This is a genomic window from Allobosea sp. CS1GBMeth4, assembly GCF_900185715.1.
In the GTDB taxonomy this organism is placed as follows: domain Bacteria; phylum Pseudomonadota; class Alphaproteobacteria; order Rhizobiales; family Beijerinckiaceae; genus Allobosea.
This window is the reverse complement of record NZ_FYAS01000006.1, coordinates 1-21,472: the sequence shown is the minus strand read 5'-3', so window position 1 is coordinate 21,472 and position 21,472 is coordinate 1. Positions and strand designations below refer to the sequence as shown.

General features: G+C 66.4%; 17 protein-coding genes and 1 tRNA gene. 8 read left to right on the top strand and 10 right to left on the bottom strand.

Going from position 1 to position 21,472, the window contains the following annotated elements:
- Positions 1 to 134 precede the first annotated feature (134 nt).
- Positions 135 to 1,871 (bottom strand): DUF3427 domain-containing protein, encoded by a 1,737-nt coding sequence (locus tag CS1GBM4_RS02790; protein ID WP_186417168.1) that lies wholly within the window; start codon positions 1,869 to 1,871, stop codon positions 135 to 137.
- A 662-nt stretch (positions 1,872 to 2,533) separates the two neighbouring features.
- Complete coding sequence (locus CS1GBM4_RS02785) at positions 2,534 to 3,106, bottom strand: hypothetical protein (RefSeq protein ID WP_186417167.1); 573 nt, start codon at positions 3,104 to 3,106, stop codon at positions 2,534 to 2,536.
- A 321-nt stretch (positions 3,107 to 3,427) separates the two neighbouring features.
- Between CS1GBM4_RS02785 and CS1GBM4_RS02780 the strand changes: the two genes are divergently transcribed.
- The 3 genes from CS1GBM4_RS02780 (at position 3,428) to CS1GBM4_RS02770 (ending at position 6,303) form a co-directional block, all read left to right on the top strand.
- A complete protein-coding gene (locus CS1GBM4_RS02780) occupies positions 3,428 to 3,760 on the top strand; it encodes a helix-turn-helix transcriptional regulator (protein WP_186417166.1) in 333 nt (110 codons plus the stop codon).
- Between the two features lie 148 nt (positions 3,761 to 3,908).
- Entirely contained in the window at positions 3,909 to 4,316 is a 408-nt protein-coding gene (locus CS1GBM4_RS02775; protein ID WP_186417165.1) for a helix-turn-helix transcriptional regulator, read from the top strand.
- A 454-nt stretch (positions 4,317 to 4,770) separates the two neighbouring features.
- Positions 4,771 to 6,303 carry a reverse transcriptase domain-containing protein gene (locus CS1GBM4_RS02770; RefSeq protein WP_186417164.1) on the top strand — a complete coding sequence of 511 codons (1,533 nt, stop codon included), beginning with the start codon at positions 4,771 to 4,773 and terminating at the stop codon, positions 6,301 to 6,303.
- On the opposite strand, the gene CS1GBM4_RS02765 is transcribed toward CS1GBM4_RS02770, so the two are convergent.
- The 3 genes from CS1GBM4_RS02765 to CS1GBM4_RS02755 form a co-directional block, all read right to left on the bottom strand.
- Positions 6,300 to 8,006: a DUF6538 domain-containing protein gene (locus CS1GBM4_RS02765; RefSeq protein ID WP_186417163.1), complete on the bottom strand. Its 1,707-nt coding sequence runs from the start codon at positions 8,004 to 8,006 to the stop codon at positions 6,300 to 6,302. The two genes, CS1GBM4_RS02770 and CS1GBM4_RS02765, sit on opposite strands and share 4 nt — an antisense overlap.
- A 101-nt stretch (positions 8,007 to 8,107) precedes the next feature.
- Positions 8,108 to 8,183 (bottom strand) — tRNA-Ala (locus CS1GBM4_RS02760).
- A 179-nt stretch (positions 8,184 to 8,362) separates the two neighbouring features.
- Entirely contained in the window at positions 8,363 to 8,758 is a 396-nt protein-coding gene (locus CS1GBM4_RS02755) for a TIGR02300 family protein (RefSeq protein ID WP_186417162.1), read from the bottom strand.
- Between the two features lie 288 nt (positions 8,759 to 9,046).
- On the opposite strand from CS1GBM4_RS02755, the gene cmk reads away from it, so the two are divergent.
- A complete protein-coding gene (gene cmk / locus CS1GBM4_RS02750; RefSeq protein ID WP_186417265.1) occupies positions 9,047 to 9,673 on the top strand; it encodes a (d)CMP kinase in 627 nt (208 codons plus the stop codon).
- Positions 9,674 to 9,922: 249 nt separating this feature from the next.
- A complete protein-coding gene (locus CS1GBM4_RS02745; RefSeq protein ID WP_186417161.1) occupies positions 9,923 to 10,735 on the top strand; it encodes a DUF1194 domain-containing protein in 813 nt (270 codons plus the stop codon).
- Between the two features lie 9 nt (positions 10,736 to 10,744).
- Here CS1GBM4_RS02745 and CS1GBM4_RS02740 read toward each other — a convergent pair whose 3' ends face one another.
- A complete protein-coding gene (locus tag CS1GBM4_RS02740) occupies positions 10,745 to 11,941 on the bottom strand; it encodes a multidrug effflux MFS transporter (protein WP_186417160.1) in 1,197 nt (398 codons plus the stop codon).
- Positions 11,942 to 12,152: 211 nt separating this feature from the next.
- Positions 12,153 to 13,565 (bottom strand): sodium:proton antiporter, encoded by a 1,413-nt coding sequence (locus tag CS1GBM4_RS02735; protein ID WP_186417159.1) that lies wholly within the window; start codon positions 13,563 to 13,565, stop codon positions 12,153 to 12,155.
- 298 nt (positions 13,566 to 13,863) lie between these two features.
- Here CS1GBM4_RS02735 and CS1GBM4_RS02730 point away from each other — a divergent pair, with 298 nt between their 5' ends.
- Complete coding sequence (locus CS1GBM4_RS02730; RefSeq protein WP_186417158.1) at positions 13,864 to 14,652, top strand: class II glutamine amidotransferase; 789 nt, start codon at positions 13,864 to 13,866, stop codon at positions 14,650 to 14,652.
- A 140-nt stretch (positions 14,653 to 14,792) separates the two neighbouring features.
- The gene (gene hrpB, locus CS1GBM4_RS02725) at positions 14,793 to 17,291 is read left to right on the top strand and encodes an ATP-dependent helicase HrpB (protein ID WP_186417157.1); all 2,499 of its coding nucleotides are present in this window, start codon (positions 14,793 to 14,795) and stop codon (positions 17,289 to 17,291) included.
- A 101-nt stretch (positions 17,292 to 17,392) separates the two neighbouring features.
- Here hrpB and CS1GBM4_RS02720 read toward each other — a convergent pair whose 3' ends face one another.
- Complete coding sequence (locus tag CS1GBM4_RS02720) at positions 17,393 to 19,540, bottom strand: penicillin-binding protein 1A (RefSeq protein ID WP_186417156.1); 2,148 nt, start codon at positions 19,538 to 19,540, stop codon at positions 17,393 to 17,395.
- Positions 19,541 to 19,850: 310 nt separating this feature from the next.
- Here CS1GBM4_RS02720 and CS1GBM4_RS02715 point away from each other — a divergent pair, with 310 nt between their 5' ends.
- Entirely contained in the window at positions 19,851 to 20,246 is a 396-nt protein-coding gene (locus CS1GBM4_RS02715) for a DoxX family protein (RefSeq protein ID WP_186417155.1), read from the top strand.
- A 180-nt stretch (positions 20,247 to 20,426) separates the two neighbouring features.
- On the opposite strand, the gene trxA is transcribed toward CS1GBM4_RS02715, so the two are convergent.
- A complete protein-coding gene (gene trxA, locus CS1GBM4_RS02710; protein ID WP_186417154.1) occupies positions 20,427 to 20,747 on the bottom strand; it encodes a thioredoxin in 321 nt (106 codons plus the stop codon).
- Between the two features lie 88 nt (positions 20,748 to 20,835).
- The coding region (locus tag CS1GBM4_RS02705) for a PD-(D/E)XK nuclease family protein (protein WP_186417153.1) at positions 20,836 to 21,472 on the bottom strand (637 nt) is incomplete at its 5' end.

The window sequence follows — 21,472 nt, the reverse complement described above, 5'->3', positions numbered from 1 at the left end:
AAACCTTAGAAACGATCGGTCCAAAAGTCAAACACAACTTCAACGGAACCGCCTTTGGCAGACCGTCACCATCCCGCTGGGGCAAGGTCTACCGGAACGGCAAGTGGGCACTTCACCATCAGGGGCCGGAGGCGTCAGATGCCTGCGGAGCTTGCTCGTAGCTCCACATTAGAGATCAGCGCCGTCAATTCAGCTTCTGGAACCTTACCGAACTCGCCGCCGATCCACTTGCATCCAAAGCGAAGCTGCTCAAGCACGGCTGTCTCGACCGCGTAGGCCTCTCGACCGGTAGGAAACAGGCGCTCAGTAACAAGCCGCCAACGGAGCGCGCAACCCGGTGGCAGGCCGGATGAAAGGTCCTCGATGCGGCGAGCAACATCATTCGAAAGTCCTACTTTCACTATTCGGTGCCCCGGCTCCAGGGCCGGAAATGCCGCCGCCACCGGTCCTTCGAGAACCAGCAAATAGACGCTAGTTGGCCCTTCCAGTCGCTCCACAGTGTGGCTTCCGGCGACGGGTGGAGGTCCTCGGCGCCAGCTGGGAGGCAAGGGCGCTCCAATATGTGTTGGAACGACAGTCATAAACGTCCAGCGCACCTGCACTGGCTTTGTGTCGCTGACCTCTATGGGAGCTCCCAAGCCCGCATAGCTGAAAGGCGCGCGATCGGCGGCACGCCAGAATATGTGAACGGGGTAGTCACCACCGAGGAGGTCATTAATTTCACGCTGGCCAAGCGCGGTTTCAGACTTGCTGAACCAGATGAAATCCTTGCCGTCCCACCTGTTAGGATAGTCGTGCCCGGTTCGGCCGCTGATCCCTACGTTAGCAAACAGATAGAATTCGCCAGAGGCACGCGTGTAGCCTGTTAACCAGGCTCCCTTCCGTTGTGCTGGGGTTAAGCCAATACAGTCAGCCACGTCGTCCCTGGAATAAAGACGACCGACTTCGAAGTGCCGGATATGCGGAACAGCACGCTGTGCGGGCAACAGTGAAGCTTGCTCTAAGAGGCGCCAATACTTACGCGGACGCCCGAAGCTCCCCGCTGAACGGGGTACGAAGCCAAGCGATGCGCAAAACGCGCGATAGCTTCGCTCCAGATGAGCTTCTTGCCTCGGGTCATGGTGCAGAAGGTCGGAAATGGCAGCGTTTGTTTCGCGGCCGTCCTTGCCGTCGTTCGCGGCGTGCCGCTTGACGTTATTCCGTTTGTAACCGAGCAATCGCGATGGAGCGAACGCGATGCGGCTGCCGACACGGTAAGGAAGGAAGCAGGTTCCCCGTTCTACAAAGCCCAGATAAGCTTGTCGGTCCGCATGAAGGGGATCGGCGCGGATTGCTTCGAGATGAGCAAGGTTTTCAGCTAGATCCTCGATCTTACCGACCAACTCGATTTCGTCCGTGTCGCGGGTACTTTTAGCAGCTCCTACCACGGGGAATGGCGCTGTGTGCGCGTAACGTGCCCACGTACGTATCGATCGCGGATCCCACACGACGCGGAGCTTTTCTATGTGTTCGGATAGTTCTGGTCGGAGAGAGATCTTAAACACATCAACGGGCTTTCCGCCTCCTGGCGTATCGCTGCTATAGGGGCACTTCCAATCGACTATGCGCGTTTCGACGAACTCCGCGTCGTACAGACCCACGAAGAGAGAATTGCGCCGATCTGGAGATACGAACGATGCCCAGATTTTGCCCGTACGAAACAGCGGCTGACCAGCTTCTTGAGTGCTCTGATAGAGATCAAACTTGTCTCGATCCCTTTTCCACAGATCGTGAAGTGATTGCCCGCCCAGACCAGGTTTTGTGTGGTGCCGAAGGAGGCGAACATCACCTGGAGCGATGCCCGCGTTCAGGAGCAGGTCGTTAAAGAGCATTGGCGTTCAGACTTGCGACCGCTCCCTAGCCGTTCAGCGAAAGCCGCTCGGTGAGCTGTCACAACATGACGGAGATTTCGCTTCTGCTCAACAGTGCAACGGCACTGTGCACTGGGAGCTGTGGTGCGTGAAACCGGAGCATGGCAAGACTATCTGGTGCCAGTAACGTCCTGCGGATACTCATCCAGAAGCCGACGGCCCGATAAGCGGAATTCATGATCACCAGGCGGAACTCTGTGCCAAGACGACCCGTCGGGCTCTTATCCACCGCTGGAACAGCCTAACCGAGCATGCAGAGCCAGGGGCATGACCGGCAGGGGCGCGGTACGATGAGGACGACCGCAATCTTCCAAACGAGGCAAGTCCTTTCGAGCAAGCTCGCCGTTGACGTCGACGAATTTCTGCATAAGCCATCACAAACCTCGCGAGCGGCGACGGGGCGACAGGGTTAATCGCGAATGCCATCGTCTGACTGACGACGTTGGAAGTAGCCGCCGAGACCACATCCCAAGTCCCCAAGGAACATCCAAGCCTTTGCTTGGCCGGTAAGGTCACGTATGACCGTGCTCGACGTGGCTGCTGGCGCGATTGCATGCAGTCTTGGCTGGCTCCTTCCGCTTGCCTCGGTCCGCCATGCAGCGCTAGCTGCGGTCGCGGCAATGTCAGCAGAACGTTCGCCAGACGCTGTCCATGTCGCGGACCTCCTCTTCCAAAAAGGTCAGGTCTGGCCGGCCCGCAGAGATAACTCGCTGGAACCCATTGCGGCCGCCGAAGCTGTTCCTTGAGCTGATTTCGCCGCAGACGACTGGCACGCCGGCCGTTTTGCTCACTCGCAGGCTCCTGAACTCACCGCTGCGGGGATCTTTGAGGCGATCCCTGATCACAGCCTTTGCCTTCGTGATCCATGCCTCGTTCATTAGCCCGGCCTCAGCCGCGTTCTGCTGCTGCCGCTGGAGTTCCTGCCGCTCACGTTCTGCTCTTACTGAGCTCTCGGCTCGCGCTTCGACCTCGCGAGCCCTTGCCAAAATCGGCTGCAGCAGGGGAAAGCAAGCAGCTAAGGCTTCAGGCGGCAGCCGCCGAAGCTCCTTGCGCGCAATATCAGTGCGTTCGCCAGCATGTCGTAGCAAGTCGTCCATCCCCGCGACGAAGCTCGAAGTGACTTCGGCGACCGTTTTGGTGCTTTGATAAAGGCCGCTTGCTTCGGCCCGTCCGACACTGCGGCCGATGGCCTGCACGTCGTCGTCTCTCAGCACTTCCGGACATTGTGCATGTGCGCCGCCCGTGAGAGCGCATAGGATGGCGATGAGCGTTAGGCGCACTCTTGCCCTCTTTCCTCTCTGGGGCTCACGTGTCGTGGTTGGCTCCCGGCGCACGGCCAACGCAAATGCAGCTTTGCAACCGGGTGCAAACAGATAGCCCGCACTGACACTAAGCCGCGCATCTCGGGCTCGGCATAAATTATCCGTACTATAATACGGAATTTACCGATGCTTAGCGCAATCTGATCCGTGGTCAAGCCCGATTGCGCCGCCCAGTGTCCCGCCATGGCGGGCGACATGAAATTGACACTCGCGGCGCGCCTGAGGGATGCCCGCCGGCAAGCGAAGCTCTCTCAGGAAGAACTGGCGGAGAAGGTCGGCCGGTCAGTCGATGGCATTTCGAACATCGAGCGCGGGATCAACCTCCCTTCGCTCGACACCCTGATCGACATTTGCCGCGCCCTATCGATCAGCGCTGCCGTACTTGTCGAGGAGCTACAATCGCCGGCGAAGTCTCCGGAGCGCCAGGAGCTGGACTGGCGGCTGAGGTCTCTCTGCCATGACCTGCCGGAACGCGACCTGCCTCTGGCGATAGACCTGATCGCAGCGGTTCGCCGCCGGAGCTCTTGAGGAATGCAGGATCGGCGCACCGTTTCGTCGAAGATCAGCCCAATCCGTTGCCGTGAGTGTAAGGCTGGCGTCAGCACTGCGAACTTCCTCAGAGAAATCCGCCCAGATTACAGACGCTCGATCATCAAAGGCGGAACTCGGTGACGTTATGAACCCCGATCACGCAGCCGAACTCGGTAACCGGCTGAAAGAAGCGCGCCAGGTCCGGGGCCTGACCCAAAAGCAGCTCGGTCGGCATGTAGGCGTTACAGCGCAAAGCATCTCGAACTATGAGGCGGGAGGAAAGGCAACTCCGTCGCTCGCTACCCTCTTGAAGATTACGGCCGCGTTGAATGTTCCGCCTTCGCAGTTGCTGGACAACTTGGCCGATCTCAGCCGCGCCCCCAGAAGCCAGCGCTACGCAGACCAAAACGCCATCATGCGCCAACTCAGCGCGCTGACCGATCCGCAGATGCAGACGCTCAGAGCGCTGCTCGAGACGCTGACGAAACATGGTTGGGGGAAGCCCATTGCACGCACCCGGCGCCGGCCGAATGCTACGAACGCTGGGCCGTGACCGTTTGGGCAGCCGATCTGCGCGTGGCGGATTGTCGCAGACTACAAAAATTCGACATAGAAATGCACCTACCAGATATAATCTCTGCTTGATCCTGTTACCTGCGTCGTCCTTCTGCCGCGTCTTGGTCGATGATCCGGGCGATGCGCCCGCCACGCGTTGATCTCCGTTGCAGATGTCGAAAGAGCGCTGATCTGGCTTCGCGCCGCTCGAATTCCGGTGATGACAAGGTCGATGCCGAAGACCGGACCATGGTCCACGGGGTGTCGTCCATCAGCGTGCGGCAGTGCACCCGGGTGCAAAATGGACTTCGCTCAAGCCGAGCATATAGGCGGTCGTTTGATCTCCCATTTTGCGGCTTCGGGGGCCACTTGCGGACCTCAAAAGCGGTGCCATCCTTCGCGCACTAGCGGTGCCGGCAGTGGCACCTATTCACGTCGAGCGAAGGAACGGCATGACGAACTGCGAGACCGAACCGGTTGGGAAAGCCCGCGCCCAGGTCAACAAGATGCGGCAACGCATCCGAGCAGCGGTCGAAGCCGGGCGGCATTATGACGCCAAGAGCCTCGCTAGGAAGCTGTTCCTCTCGCATGCCGCGAAAGTTCTGGCCTGCCATGAGGCGCTGGCGAGCTGGCCGCCGTATGAGCGCGGCAGGTTGCCGAGCTTGGATACGCTTGTCAGCCGCATCGATGATTTCGATAACGACGATCAGCGAGTACGGGTCATCCAACAGCCCAAGGGCGGTGGGCGGTTTCGCGATACGTTCGACTACTCGGTGCTCGACCGCGCGCGGCAGCGCTGGGTTAAGCTGAGCTTCGAGCCGTTGGCGTGCTTCCACGTAAACCAGTCCGGCGTTACGGGCTCCGGCCCCTCCGCGCTCATGGATCGCATCCGGAGCATCGTGACATCTGGCGAATATCGCTACGCAGCAGAGTTCGACATCAAGAACTGCTTCCAGAGCATCCAGAACATGGAAGCTCTCAGGGCGGAGTGGAACCTGCCAAACTGGGCGATCCAGCAGATCGTGACCCTCAAGGGAAAGGAGGACAAGGGACTGATCACCGACAGGAAGGGAAGAGCCCTCACAGGCTCATCTTCTTCTACTGGGACTTTGACGACGCGGGGCCTTCCGCAGGGAGCGTCCACCTCCCCGCTCTTCGCCTACAGCTTGAACCGGCCGGTGCTGGAGGCTCTGGAGAGCGCGCATGGGCATGAGGCCGTGGTGTTCAATCACTGCGACAACTTCCTCGTCCTGGGCATTTCACGGGAAGCCGTGGAACGGACGCATCAAACCCTGACTACGTTGCTCTCGGAGCATCCGGTTGGTCCGCTTGCGCTGCACATCAAGACGGCTCCGACCCCGTTGGGTCGGGGCATTACCTTTCTCGGCTATCGGATCAGGAAGAGTTCCGGTGCCCCTGTCATCTCAATCGACAGAGAGCGAAAAGAGCACTTCTTCGAGGCGGTCCGCGCCAAGCTTCATCACGCCAAAGTGGCCTCGATCTCACGCCAGGCCCTCTACCTGGTCGACGTGCAGCACTACGTCGAAGGCTGGGTCTCGGCCTATTCAGCGGCATCCAATGACATTGTCGAGGTCGTCAGGACGCTTGATCGGATATTCGTGACTTGGCGCAATCGAGCGCCGATCTGCTCAGCGATGCATCGCCTGGCCAGTAAGCTCCCTCCGCAGGATGCGCTTGAGCAAAATGTGCTGCTTGGGCCGGCCCGAACGCGAGTGCGAGCCAGGATCACCGGAACGCTGACTGACGACGTTATGCAGGTGCCGCGAAACTACTCCATCAGACAGACACAGCAGAGCCTGCGTTCCCGAGGTGCGACAGGGCGCAGGACCGGGGAAGGCTCTCCCAGACGGTTGCCCACGTCGAAGGATGGCCTGGGCGGCGGCCTTCTGACGATCCCGGCAGGCTTCTCCATCCGGCGCTTAAAGCAACTGTTGGAGGCGACGAAAGGCGGTGCGCCTGCTTAGAGATGATCAAGCTTCAAGCCGGGATAGGTCACCTTGGCGATCTCTCGCGCCAGCGTGCTCGGCCTCGTGCCGGAGCCATAGTCGTCCTCGGTGCTGCCGCTGGACCAGCCGCCCAGCTCCCGGACACGGTCCTGCGGGATTTCCGCCTCGCGCAGGCCGTCGCGGAAGGTATGGCGGAACGAGTGAAAGTTCTTGCGGGCGTCCTTGATCTCGACCTTGTCGAGGAAATTGGCGAACCACTTGCTGAAATTGTCAGAGATGTAGCCGGTGCTGGCCGTCGACAGCTCGGGGAAGAGACGGGCCCCGGGCGGCTGCTTCGCCCTCACGACGGCGACATGGTCGAGGAAGCCGAGCCGCTTCAACTCGGGGTGGATCGGTACGAAGCGGTGACCGGCTGCGGTCTTCACCCGCTTCACGCCGTCTTCGTCGGCGCGGATCAGGATGATGTCGGTTCCGTCCTCGATGGCAATATCGTCCTCTGTGAGCTGGCAGATTTCGTTGAGGCGCATTCCTGAATAGAGCGCGACCAACGGGACCCAGAAGCGGCCCCTGCGCGGCCGATTGGGTCCAGGCCGACTATACCCCGCCCCGTCGTTGACACAGCCGCTGTAGAGCGGCGCTGCGAAAATGGCGTTGAGATCAGCGACAGTGAAGGGCAGCCGCTTGTCCTTCCGCTTCACGCCATCGCTGGCGAGGCGCAGGCCCGTAGCGGGGTTCTTCTCGATCAAGCCCTCGGCCACCGCATAGTCGAGCAGTGAGACGAAGGCGCTCATGTAGCTGTTGGCCGTCGTGACCGACATGGGCGCAAGCCGTTTTTCCTCGGCAGTACGCGCGACCTCCAGCGCCGTCTTGCCCTTGAACTTCTTCGTCGTGCTGGCTGGCAGCACCTTCAAGATGTCGAGGAGCTTGCGGGCCTTGTCGCGGTCGATGGCAGTGAGCAGGGTGTTCTTGCCGATGACCTCCTTGAAGAGCCGCCGCTGGGCATCGAGCTTCATCTCGGTCTTGCGGGAGGGGCGCGGCTTGCTCGGATCGCGGTCATAACGCTTGATCAGGTCGGAGAGCGTGGCGGTCGAGATTGCAACCGGTTGCAACGTCGTCGCAGCCGAGAGGCCGTGGAATGTCTGGTCGAGGACAACGCCCCTTCCGCCGGTGGTGCGATTGAGTAGGCGCCGCTGATTTTCGATCATCCCAGCGTGAATGGCGCGGTTCAGCTTCGCACGCCACGGCGCCGACTGACCCTCGACCGCCTCGGCGATCCCCGCCTCGGTGAGGAGCTTGTCGACCTCCGCGTTAACGCTGGTCGAGACCTCGTCCCACTGCTCGATAAAAGCGAGGTCCTCGGTCCGCGCCTGGATCAAATCCCCGTCGTTGAGATCAACGGCTCGGCTGGCGTTGCGCTTCTCCTGCTCGACAAACCAGCGCGTGGCCAGCGCCCAGACCTGTTCCTCAGTGAGTTCGACCGGTTTTGCCTTGCCGGCCTGCCCGGCAAGGCGCTGCGCGAGGGCATGGCGAGCACCATCGAACTCGGCCTCGACCTTGATCCTTGCAATCCGAACCAGGCGCTTGGCTTCGGCTGAGTCGGAGGTTTTAAGCGAGCGTCTGATCTCCCCCTTGCCGATGATCGGCCTTAGCGCGTCGGGCACCCGGACCCGGAGCCACCAAATATTTCCACGCAGGAGGAGGTGTTCGGAGCGGCGCGCCATCAGGGTTCGCTGTGCGTTGTGGACCAGCAATGTGGACCAAACAGCACGCCAAGCCGCTGCAATCAAACGATTTTTCGGGAGATCAACGACTTAGAAGGAGATGGTGGAGCCAGGCGGAATCGAACCGCCGACCTCTTGAATGCCATTCAAGCGCTCTCCCAACTGAGCTATGGCCCCACTCGGCCGGCCTTCTTGGGGAAAGGCCGGAAATCGTCGCGGACGTGAAGGCTCTCCTGAGCCCGTCCGCACCCGCCGCCGCAGCGGCGAAGCGCTCTATAGGCAAGCTTGCGCCAAGACACAAGCACTGATGTCACGTTCTCGTCGCGCTTTTTTGGGGAGCGCGATCTCGACGCGGCTCAGGCGTCCTCGTCGCCCTCGATGTCGCCGTCGATCAGGTCGGAGACGTCGTCGTCGCCTTCCTCGTCCTCTTCTAGGAAGGTGTCGTCGTCGTTGGCGACGCCGTCATCCTCGATCTCGATGTCGTCGTCGCTGGTGACCACCGGCTCCTTCTCGGCCGCCTCCGCATCGGCGTCGTCGAGAGAGACGAGCTCGACCGCGCTGTCGGCGACGTCGACCTCGTCCTCCTCGTCGCTCGGCTTGGGCGCCGGCGCGGCCTTGGCCTGCGGCTCGAACAGCGAGCGCGGATAGGACTGGCCGGTATAGGGCGAGACGATCGGATCCTTGTTCAGATCGTAGAATTTGCGTCCCGTGACCGGGCAAACGCGCTTGGTGCCAAGTTCCGGTTTCGCCACGGCGTCGGACCTTCAAGTTGGTGCTGAGATCGAAAAAAGCAGGGGCGTCCGTTAGTCGGGCCGGGCGTCCCTGTCAAATCCTGATTTGACCATGGCGCGGGCCCGCCTCCCCCGCTGCAAAACCGCTTCGCATCGGCGCGTCCTGTGCTTTAGAAGTCTGCCTCGACGTCGAGCCCGTCCCGACCAGGTCGACCCGGCCTGATCGAATCCGGCTCCAGCCCGTGACGAGAGGCCCGAACCGTGCCAGCCCCGCAGCCGACCGCCGCCCCGATCGAGATGGCCGACCGGCTGGTCATCGCCGTCGACGGGCCGGCGGCTTCCGGCAAGGGCACGCTGGCGCGCCGGCTCGCCGCGCATTACGGCCTGCCCTATCTCGACACCGGCCTGCTCTACCGCATGGTCGCCCGCACCATGCTCGACGCCGGCGAGCCACTCGACGATGCCCAGGCCGCCGCGAGCTCGGCCGCCGGCTTCGACGATGCCGCCATCGACGAGACGCGGCTGCGCGGCCGCGCGATCGGCGAGGCGGCCTCGGTGGTGGCGGCGATCCCCGCCGTCAGGCGGGCCCTGATCGACCGGCAGCGCCGCTTCGCCGCGGCGGATGCCGGCGCCGTGCTCGACGGACGCGACATCGGCACGGTGATCTGTCCGGACGCGACGGTGAAGCTCTTCGTCACCGCGACCCCGGAGGTCCGTGCCGCGCGCCGCCACAAGGAGCTGGCGGGCCGCGGCGAGACTGCGAGCTTCGACGGCATCCTGGCCGATATCCGCCGGCGCGACGCCAGGGACTCGGGCCGCGGCGACGCGCCGCTCAAGGCCGCGGAGGACGCCGTCCTGCTCGACACGTCGGCGCTCGGCGTCGAGGAGGCCTTCCAGGCGGCGCTCGCCATCGTGGAAAGCCGACGGCAGCGCTGAGCCTGCACAGCTTTCATGCTTGGCGCGGATCGAAACTGGGCGCAGACTTCGCCGACGATCGTCCGAGGCCTGCCGTCGTCCCGAGATCCGTCTCGTTCCGGCGTCACGCTTCGGCGGCAGGGCGGGATGGGTGGCGGCCGGCTTTCCGCGGCGCTCCTGTCCTGAGTCTCGACGGGAGGCGGATCGAGCTTTCAGGAGGATGCGCGGAGCCTCCCCTCGAAGCACCCGGCTCCGACGACGGAGGTGAGGATGCGGCCCTGGCTGTTCGCTCTCTTTTGTCTCGCCGCCGGGCTCTGGCCGGCCTCGGCGCCCGACGCGCAGCCGGCCAGCCCGCCGCAGGAGGAGGTCGACGTCGCCCTGGTGCTGGCGGTCGACGTCTCCTACTCGATGGACCTCGACGAGCTCGCTTTGCAGCGCAGCGGCTATATCGAGGCGTTCCGGTCGAAGGAGCTGCACGAGGCGATCGCCAAGGGAGCGATCGGCAAGATCGCCGTGACCTATTTCGAATGGGCGGGCGGCGACTTCCAGCACATCGTCAGGCCCTGGACGATCATCGAGAGCCCACAAACGGCGCTCGCCTTCGCCGAGGAGCTCGGCGAAGCCCCGACGCGGCGCGGCCGGCGCACCTCGATCTCGGGCGCGATCGATCTCGGCCTCGCCCTGCTCGAGAGCAGCAATGTCGCGGCGATGCGCCGGGTCATCGACATCTCGGGCGACGGCGCCAACAATGACGGTCGCCCGGTGACGCAGGCGCGCGACGCCGCCCGCGACAAGGGCGTCGCCATCAACGGCCTGCCGGTGATGCTGAAGCAGGCGAGCTATTTCGACATCGACAATCTCGACGTCTATTACGAGGACTGCGTCGTCACCGGCGTCGGCGCCTTCGTGATCCCGATCCGCGAGCGCAAGCAATTCGCCGACGCGACCCGGACCAAGCTGGTCCGGGAGATCGCCGAGATGCCGGCGGGAGCCGAGCCCCTGATCCAGAGGGCGCAGGCGCAGCCTCCCCGCGTCTCCTGCCTGCAGGGCGAGCGGCAATGGCGCGACCGGATGGGGAATTGAGCGGCCGGATCAGACCTTCCCGGCCCGGATTCCGGCGCTGGCGTGAAAGAGGACGAGCGTCGCCACGCCGATCAGCGCCATGACGATGGGCAGGGGCAATGCGCTGCCCTTCAGCAGATGGCCGACGAGCAGGCCGACGCAGGCCGAGAGCAGCATCTGGCAGAGCCCGGTCAGCGAGGAGGCCGCCCCGGCGCGGTCCGGGAACGGCATCATCGCCGAGGCCTGGGCCTGGGGCATGGTCAGGCCGACGCCGCAGGCATAGAGCGCCATCGGCACGACGACGCCGAGCGGCCCGCCGAGGCCGGTGGCGACGCCCAGCAGCATGGCGAGCCCGCCGCCGGCCAGGCACGCCACCCCGAGCGCGATGACGCCGTCGAGGCCGCGCCGGCCGACCAGGCGCTGCGCGATGATCGTGCCGAGGATGTAGCCGAGCACGCCGAAGCCGAAGGAGAGCCCATAGGCCGGCGCCGACAGGCCGTAGACGCCCATCAGCACGAAGGACGAGCCGGAGATGAAGGCGAACAGGCCGGCATAGGCCAGAGCGGTCAGGGCGACATAGATCCGGTAGGCCCGGTTCTGCAGCAGCAGGCGGAAACCGCGGACGATGGCGAGCAGCGAGAAGCGCTCGGGCGAGCGCTGCCGCAGGGTCTCCGGCAGCATCGTCATGACGACGGCGAGGATGGCGAGCGCGAAGACCAGCGAGGCCAGGAAGGTCGAGCGCCAGCCGAAAGCGGTCTGGAGCACGCCGCCGAGCACCGGTGCGACCGCTGGCACGAGCCCCATGATCGTGCCCATGCGCGCGAGCTCGCGGCCGGCCCGCGGACCTTCATAGAGGTCGCGCACCATGGCGCGGCCGAGCACGATCGGCCCGGAGGCGCCGACCGCCTGGGCGAACCGGGCGCCGATCAGCGCCTCGATCGACGGCGCGAAGGCGCAGGCGAGCGTGGTGACGCTGAACAGACACAGCCCGGCGATCAGCACCGGGCTGCGGCCGAGCCGGTCGGAGAGCGGGCCCCAGACGATCTGGCCGGCGGCGAAGCCGAACAGGAAGGCCGACAGCGTCGCCTGTGCACCCGAGACGTCGGTCGCCATCACCCGCACGATCTCGGGCAGGGAGGGCAGATAGAAGTCGGTCGAGAGCGGGCCGAGCGCCGTCAGCATGGCGAGGACGGCGGTCATCGCCAAGGTATCGGGACGCAAGGTCATGACGAGGGTCTCTGATCGATCGCCGCGGTTTAGACCATGTCGGCCCAGGACGGAACCGCACCGTCAGTCCGGGGCGGCCGCAGGCCGAGCCCGGAACCATGGCCACGACGATGGCCGGGAAGGCGATGGTCGTGCGCCTGTTCGGCAGGGACGGCGGATATGGGTTCCGGGCTCTTCGCTGCGCGAAGCCCCGGAATGACAGCCCGATGCCTCAGCGGAAGAAGATCAGCGTCTGCAGCAGGAAGAGCGGGATCAGGATCGCGCCCGACCAGAGCATGTAGCCGAAGAAGCTCGGCATCGCGACCTTCCGGTCCTTGGCGATGGCGTAGACCATGAAGTTGGGGGCGTTGCCGATATAGGTATTGGCGCCCATGAAGACGGCGCCCGCCGAGATCGCGGTCAGCGTCAGGGCGCCGGCCGTCATCAGCATCTGCGGATTGCCGCCGGCGAGCTCGAAGAAGACGAGATAGGTCGGGGCGTTGTCGAGGAAGGAGGAGAGGCCGCCGGTCAGCCAGAAATAGGCGAGGTTGTTGGCGCTGCCGTCGGCATGGCTGACCAGCGCCACCAGCGGGGCGAAGGCGCCGTCGCGCCCGGCCTGAAGCATGGCCAGGACCGGGATGATGCAGGCGAAGATGCCGGCGAAGAGCTTGGCAACCTCCTTGATCGGCCCCCAGGAAAACTCGTTGCCGGCGCGCACCGGCTTCGGCGTCAGGACGAGCGAGAGCCCGGCGAGTCCGAGCAGGACGATGTCGCGCACGAGGTTCTGCAGCTCGACATGAACCCCATAGATGTCGAAGACAACGCCCGGCTTCCAGTTCGCCGACATCAGGATGGCGAGGATGACGCCGCCGAGCAGGAGGATGTTGACCTTGCCGAACAGCTTGATGGCGCGATCCGGCGTCGGGTCGCGCAGCGGCGGATAGGTCTCCTCCTTGCGGAAGTAATAGGTGTCGAGCCCGTAGAACAGCGCCAGCAGGACGGCGACGGCGAACAGCGTCTCCGGCAGCAGATGCGTCGTCGTCCAGAAGAACGAGACGCCGCGCAGGAAGCCGAGGAAGAGCGGCGGGTCGCCGAGCGGCGTCAGCGAGCCGCCGATATTCGAGACCAGGAAGATGAAGAAGACGACGACGTGGACGTTGAAGCGCCGGTTGTCGTTGGCGCGCAGCACCGGGCGGATCATGATGATCGAGGCGCCGGTGGTGCCGACGAAGCTCGCCATCAGCGTTCCGATCGCGAGCAGCGCCGTGTTCGTGGCCGGGGTGCCGTGCAGGTTGCCGGTGATGAGGATGCCGCCGGCGATGGTGAAGAGCGCGAAGAGCAGGATGATGAAGGGGATGTATTCGAGCAGTGCCGTGTGCAGCAGCGCGCCGAGCGCCGGATCGACGCCGCGGAAGACAAGCAGCGGCACCACCACAAGCACGGCCCAGAAGGCCGCGAACTTGCCGTAGTTCAGCTCCCAGAAATGCGGAAACAGCACCGGCCCGAGGGCGATCGAGAGCAGCATGCCGGCGAAGGGCAGGGCCCAGGCGACGCCCATGCTCGCGCCGCCGATATCGCCGGCAGCGAAGGCGGCCTCGGGGAGGAGAAGGAACAGGAGCGCCGCGCCGGCGAGCTTCGTCAGCATGAAAAATCGGCCCCTTCCCTGCCCGCTTGCCGCGGGACGTCGTCGCCACCCTCGTCGCGACGGTTATAGCAAGGGCGTGCAGCCCGCAATCGCGCGGCCGCTCCAGGCGCCCATGGTCACGAGGGTTCCCGAGACCGAGGATCCCGGTCCCGACAATCTTTCGGGCTGGAGCCGGAGCGGCGCGGCCTCGCCGCTCGTGCGGATGCCCCCTGGGAGAGATGTATTATTATGCCGGCGTTCACCCTCGTGGACTATTTTTCCCTTGCGGCGTCTCGTCCGCGGCTGATTCGGGACCATCATGTGCCGTTTCCTCGCCTATGCCGGCGCGCCCGTCTTCCTCGAGGACTTCATCGCCTCGCCCTGCCATTCGCTGATCCACCAGTCGCTGCATGCCGAGGAGGCCAAGACCGGCACCAATGGCGACGGCTTCGGCGTCGGCTGGTATGGCGAGCGGGCCGAGCCCGGCCAGTACCGCGAGATCAGACCGGCCTGGTCTGACGAGAACCTGCTCTCGATCGCGCGCCTGGTGCGCTCGCACCTGTTCTTCGCCCATGTGCGAGCGGCCACCGGCACGGCCTCGACGCGGGCGAACTGCCACCCCTTCGTCCATGGCCGGCACCTGTTCATGCATAACGGCCAGGTCGGCGGCTATGCGTTGATCAAGCGCAGGCTCGAGAGCCTGATCCCCGACGCGCTCTACGAAGCCCGCGTCGGCACCACCGATTCCGAGGCGCTGTTCCTGCTGGCGCTGGCGCGCATCGCCGAGGGCGCCACGCCCGGGGAGGCCCTGGCCGGCGCGCTCGGCGACGCGCTTGCGCTGATGCACGAGGCCGGCGTGCGCGAGCCCCTGCGCTGCGCCGCGGCGCTCGCCGACGGCGAGACGATCCATGCGGTGCGCTGGTCCTCCGACGCCAGGCCGCCGACGCTCTATCTCTGCGATCGCGGCGACGCCGTCGTCATCGCCTCCGAGCCGGTCGACGCCGCCCGCGACTGCTGGCAGGCCCTGCCCTGCAACAGCCTGGTGTCGGTCAGGGCCGGCACGGTCCAGATGATGCCCTTCGAGGTCGGGTTGCGGCAGGCGGCCTGAGACGGCGCCTCGGAGCCACTCCCGTCATTGCGGGGCAGGCGGGAGCCCCGGAATGACGGGGCCTTTTCCGCGCAGGGCTGGTGAGAGATCGGCCTGAGCCGGCTTGCGCCGCGCCGCCGCCTGCGCCACATCGCGCCGGCATGCGCGCTTTCGACACGCCCCTCCCGATCGACGCCGTTCTCGCTCCGCTCGCCGCGGCGCTGCGCGAGCGGCCGAACGCCGTGCTCGTCGCCCCGCCCGGCGCCGGCAAGACGACGCGCGTGCCGCTCGCCCTGCTCGACGAGCCCTGGGCGAAAGGCGGCAAGCTGATCGTGCTGGAGCCGCGGCGGCTGGCGGCACGCGGCGCCGCCGGCCGCATGGCGCAGACGCTGGGCGAGCGCGTCGGCGAAACGGTCGGCCTGCGCGTCCGACTCGGCTCGAAGATCGGGCCGAAGACGCGGGTCGAGGTCGTCACCGAGGGCGTCTTCGCACGGATGATCCTCGACGATCCCGCGCTCGACGGCGTCGCCGCCGTGCTGTTCGACGAGTTCCACGAGCGCTCGCTCGACGCCGATTTCGGCCTGGCGCTGGCGCTCGATGCCCAGGCCGGGCTGCGCGAGACCTTACGCATCCTGGTGATGTCGGCGACGCTCGACGGCGCGCGCGTCGCGAGGCTGCTCGGCGACGCCCCGGTGATCGAGAGCGAGGGCCGGGCCCATCCGGTCGAAACGCGCTATCTCGGCCGCGATCCGCAGAAGCGGATCGAGGATCAGGTCACGCAGGCGGTGCTGCAGGCGCTGAACGAGCAGAGCGGCTCGCTGCTCGTCTTCCTGCCGGGCCAAGGCGAGATCAGGCGGGTCGAGGAGCGCCTGCGCGAGACGATCCGCGATCCGGCGATCGAGATCGCGCCGCTCTACGGCGCGCTGGATCAGGCGGCGCAGGACCGCGCCGTGCTGCCGGCGCCCAGGGGCAGACGCAAGGTCGTGCTCGCGACCTCGATCGCCGAGACCTCGCTGACGATCGAGGGCGTGCGCGTCGTCATCGATTCGGGCCTCGCCCGCGTACCGCTCTACGAGCCCGATATCGGCGTCACCCGGCTCGTCACCCAGCGCGCCAGCCGGGCGGCCTGCGACCAGCGCCGCGGCCGCGCCGGCCGCATCGAGCCCGGCATCTGCTACCGGCTCTGGGAAGAGGCGGCCAACGGCGCGCTCGAGGCTTTCGCCCGCCCGGAGATCCTCTCGGCCGATCTCGCCCCGCTCCTGCTCGACTGCGCCGCCTGGGGCGTGTCCGACCCGACACGGCTGGCCTTCCTCGATCCGCCGCCGGCGCCGGCGCTGAAGGAGGCGCGGGCGCTGCTGGAGAGCCTCGACGCGCTCGCTCCCGACGGGCGCATCACAGCCGGCGGCAAGGCGCTGCAGGCGCTGCCGTTGCCGCCGCGGCTGGCGCATATGGTCGTCGGCGCGGCCGCATATCGCCAGGCCGGGCCTGCCGCGCTCCTGGCCGGGCTGCTGGTCGAGCGCGGGCTCGGCGGCGAGGCGATCGATCTCGCCGAGCGGTTGGAACGCTTCGGGCGCGAACGCGGCGGCCGCGCCGGCGATATGCGTCGCCTGGCCGAAGGCTGGGCGAGGCAGGCCGCGAGCAGGGTATCGGCGGGGGGGGACCAGCCGCTCTCGCCCGGCTTCCTCCTGGCCCTCGCCTTCCCCGACCGCGTCGCCAAGGCACGCCAGCCCGGCTCGGGCCAGTATCTGCTCGCCAATGGCCGGGGCGCCGCGCTCGATCCGGGCCAGCGGCTGGCGCGCGAGCCCTATCTCGTCGTGGGCGAGATGACGGGAAGCGCGCAGCAGGCCCGCATCCTCAGCGCCGCGGCGATCAGCGAAGCCGAGATCGCCGCGCTCGCCGCCTCCGGCCTGGTCCGGATCGCGCTGACGGAGCGCAGCGAGACCGTGTTCGACCGGCCGACGCGCGCGCTGCGGGCGCGGGCCGCCCGGACCTATGGGGCGCTGGTGCTGGCCGAGCGGCCCTTGCCGGTCGCGGCTTCGCCGGAGAATGCCGAAGTGCTGGCGAGGGGGATCGCCGCGCTCGGCATCGATCTGCTGCCCTGGAGCAGGGGACAGGTGCAATTGCGCGAGCGCGTCGGCTTCCTGCGGGCAGCGGAGGGAGACGGGAGCGGTTGGCCCGACCTGTCCGATCGCGGGCTCGCCGAAACCGCCGGGGACTGGCTCGCGCCGCACATCGTCGGACGGAGCTCGCTGGCGGCGATCGCCCCGGGAGACCTCGATGCGGCGCTGGCGACCCTCCTACCCTGGGAGTTGAAGCGACGGCTCGACGCGGAGGCGCCGACGCATTTCACCGCACCGACCGGCTCCCAGCTCGCCGTGGACTACGGCGCCGAGGCCGGGCCGACGATCTCGGTGCGGGTGCAGGAACTGTTCGGGCTGGCGCAGCACCCGTCGCTCGCCGGCGGACGCGTGCCGCTGGTGCTGGAGCTCCTGTCGCCCGCGCACCGGCCGATCCAGGTGACGCGCGACCTGCCGGGTTTCTGGCGCGGCTCCTGGGCCGCGGTGAAAGCCGAGATGAAGGGACGCTATCCGCGCCATCCCTGGCCGGACGATCCGGCCGCCGCGCCCCCGACGACCCGGGCCAAGCCGCGCGGGACGTAGAAGCTACAACGTCACTGCGAGCGTAACGAAGCGATCCAGGGGACGTAGCGCGCTGCCGCTCCTGGATTGCGTCGTCGCTATGCTCCTCGCAATGACGGCTGCTACCCGCCGAACAGGCGCTCGAAGAAGTTCTTCTCCTGCGCCGGCGGCGGCGTCCAGGCGCGATCGCCGGAGGCGGCGGGCTGGGTCCGCGGCGAGGCCGCGACGCCGGCGACCGGCTCGCCCGTGTCGAAGATCGATTTCGGCGCCGACTGCCAGAGCCCGCCCGGCAGCGGCACCGGCTGCTGGCCGACATGGGCGGCCTTCATGTACTTGCCCCAGATCTCGGCGGGCAGGCCGGAGCCGGTGACGCGCTTCATCGCCGAATTGTCGTCGTTGCCGACCCAGACGGCGGTGACGAGGCGGCCGGTGAAGCCGACGAACCAGGCGTCGCGATAATCCTGCGTCGTGCCCGACTTGCCGCCGACCTCCCAGCCGGGAATGCTGACCTTGCTGCCGGTGCCGCCGGTCATCACCGCATGGAACATCGAATTCATCATCGCGAGCGTCTGCGGCTGGATCACCGGGCCGAAATTGTTCGCCTTGCGGGCGTAGATGACCTTGCCGCTCGTCGATTTGACCTCGCGGATCACATAGGGCAGCACCGACTGGCCGCCATTGGCGAAGCTGGCATAGGCCGCGCTCATCTCCAGCGGCGTCACTTCCGAGGTGCCGAGCGACAGCGACGGATTGGCCTGCAAGGACGAGTTGATGCCGAGGCGCTGGGCCGTGCGCACGACCTCGCGCGGCGTCACCTCCTGGATCAGGCGTGCCACGACGGTGTTCAGCGAATGGGCAAAGGCGGTCTGCAGCGTCACCGGGCCGCGGAAGCTGCGGGAGAAATTCTCCGGCTCCCAGCCCTTGATCGAGACCGGGGAATCGTCGCGGATCGTGTCCGGCGTCATGCCCTTCTCGATCGCGGTGAGATAGACGAAGGGCTTGAAGGAGGAGCCCGGCTGGCGATGCGCGGCCGTGGCGCGGTTGAACTGGCTCTTGGTGTAGTCGCGCCCGCCGATCAGCGCGCGGATCGCGCCGTCCGGCGCCAGCGAGACCACCGCGCCCTGCGAGGCGTTGAGCTTGCCTCCCTGCGCCGCGAGCGCCTCGACCAGGATCGTCTCGGCACTGGACTGCAGCCTGGTGTCGACAGTGGTCAGGACCGTGACGTCGCCCTCGATCGCGCCGATGAAATCGTCGAGCACGTCCATGACATAGTCGGCGGCGTAGTTGACCGAGCCGGCGCCGACGCGCTCCGGCACCTCGGCCGGCGCCCCGAGCGCGGTCTTGGCCGTGGCCTGCGAGATCAGCCCCTGCTCGGCCATCGCCGAGATCACCAGCTGGGCGCGCTTCTCCGCCGCCTCGGGATTGCGGTTCGGCGCGAGCCGCGAGGGCGCCTGGACCAGGCCGGCGAGCATCGCCGCCTCGGCGACCGAGACCGAGCGGGCCGATTTGTTGAAATAGCGCTGAGCCGCCGCCTCGACGCCATAGGCGCCCGAGCCGAAATAGACCCGGTTGAGGTAGAGCTCGAGGATCTGGTCCTTGGTGTAGGTCCGTTCCAGCCAGAGCGAGAGGATCGCCTCCTGGATCTTGCGCGCGGCGGTGCGCTCCTGGGTCAGGAACAGGTTCTTGGCGAGCTGCTGGGTCAGGGTCGAGCCGCCCTGGACGCCGCCGCGCCTGGTCAGGTTGTTGACGACGGCGCGGGTCAGGCCGATCGGATCGATGCCGAAATGCTCGTAGAAGCGCCGGTCCTCGATCGCGACGAAGGCCTTGGGCAGATAGGGCGGCACCTCGCCGATGGTGATGGTGCGCCCGCCGGTCTCGCCGCGATTGGCGAGCAGCGTGCCGTCGGCGGCGAGAATGGCGATGTTCGGCGGCCGCTTCGGCACGGTGAGCTGGTCGATCGGCGGCAATTGCGCCGCGTGATAGGCGATGACGCCGCCGAGGCCGAGCACGGCCCAGAGCCCAAGGACGACGCCCCAGTAGAAGATCCGGCCGAGAAAGGAGCCGCGCCTGCGGCGCTGCTTGCGGCCCTTGCCGCGCTCGTTCTGCTGGCGGCGCGGTTGCTGGCGCGGTGCCACCGGGTTCCTTCCTCCGCGATAGGGGCGGTCCTCCGCAGACAGGCGCAGATAGCCGTCGTCGCGCTCGTAGTCGTCGCGCGCACGCTCGAAAGACGGCTCGCGCCGCTCACCGCCTCGTCTCGACCGGTCGTTCATCCCGCCCCGTTCAGGCCCCGCCACCGTGCTGCGATCGGCAGCACGACGATGTCCAGACAGGATTCAAACATGGCGCTTTTAAGGGGTGGTTAAGCCCGATTCCGGCGATTTTTCCACAATGGTGAACGAAAGGCCGGCTGTTGCGGATTTGCCGCCCGGCGATTTTGCGGCATCGCAAACGAAAACGTGACTTGATCGACGCTTCTTGCGCAGAGACAAGCCCAGCGCGGCAAGAACGGCATTCTTCGCCTGCAACCCCAATCACTTAGCGAAATTTTCCAATTCGACACCGGACGGAAGGCAGCTGCCCATGCAGGCTCTCAACACCCTCAACCGCTTTGCGCCCCATGCGCTCGGACTGCTGCGCATCGCGGCCGCGCTGATCTTCATCCTCCACGGCACGCAGAAGCTGTTCGGCTTCCCGGCCCTGCCGCAGAGCGGATTGCCGGCGCTGTTCACGCTGTTCTGGTTCGGCGCGATCCTCGAGGCCGCCGGCGGCCTGCTGATCCTGATCGGCCTGTGGACGCGGCCCGTCGCCTTCATCCTCTCGGGCGAGATGGCCTATGCCTACTGGGTGTTCCATGCGCCGCGCAGCGCCTATCCGCTGCTGAACGGCGGCGATGCCGCGATCCTCTACTGCTTCGTCTTCTTCTATCTGGTCTTCGCCGGCGCCGGCGCCTTCGCGCTCGACAATCGCTCGAAGTAAGGTTGCCCTTCAACCTCTCGCGTCATTCCGGCTGGAGCGGAACGCCGGAATCAATAGGCTCAGCGCCCTGCGATGGATTGCGATCGGCGCCGCCGACGCGGCCTGTCCGGACCGAGGCCGACATGAAAAAGGCCCCGCCTCCAGAAGAGGCGGGGCCCGAAGCAATCGCGCCTAAGCGGATCAGACGGAGGCCGAAATCCAGCGCGAGAGATCGCTCTTGGGGGCGGCGCCGACCTTCTGCGAGGCCAGCTTGCCGTCCTTGAACAGCATCAGCGTCGGGATCGAGCGGATGCCGAACTGGGCCGGGATCTGCTGGTTCTCGTCGACATTCATCTTGACGATCTTGACCTTGCCATTGAGCTCGCCGGCGATCTCCTCGAGCGCCGGGCCGATCATCCGGCAAGGGCCGCACCATTCGGCCCAGAAATCGACCACCACCGGCTCGGCGGATTTGAGGACATCGGCCTCGAAGCTCGCATCGGTCACTTTGGTCGTCGCCATGGCTTTCCGCCTTTCGATTCGCGCGCGGCAACAACGCCGCCATTCATCGCCGAAGCTATGAACGGGCGGGCACAGGGTCAAGGCTGGCTCACCGTCCGGTGAAGCGGGGCTGATCCGTCATAGACGCCAGGGCGGCATCGAGCAGATCGGGGCCGGGTTCGAGCGGCTTCAGGCCCGCCGTGTAGATCGCCACCGCCCGGATGCGGCGGCCCGGATAGATCTCCCCGACCAGCCGGCGATAGACCGCGAGCTGCGCCAGCGTCGAGGCGGGCAGCGCGGCGGCGTCCCGCGGGGGGCGGGCGGCCGTCTTGAAATCGGCGATCACCACCTCGTCCGCACCGACGGCGAGCCGGTCGATCCGGCCCTGCACCGGTCGGGCGGCGCCGTCCGCGAGCGTGATCTCCCCGGCGATCGGCACCTCGGCCAGGCTGCCGGGGCCGAACAGCCCGCCGAATTCCGGCGCGGCGATGAGCGCCAGCGCATCCTCGACAAGTCCAGTGCGACGCTCTTCCGGCAGAGAGCCGCCGCGCGCCTCGGCCAGAGCCCGGGCGGTGCCGGCGCGCCGCTCCGCTGGCACCTCGGGCAGAAGCTGCAACAGCAGATGCGCGAGCCGGCCGGCGGCGGCGGCACCGGCGAGGAAAGGCCCGTCATGCGGGCGCTCCTGGGCATCGGCGGCGGCGAGCGCGCTCGACGGCCGCAGCGGCGGCGCCGGCTCGGCCTCGGCG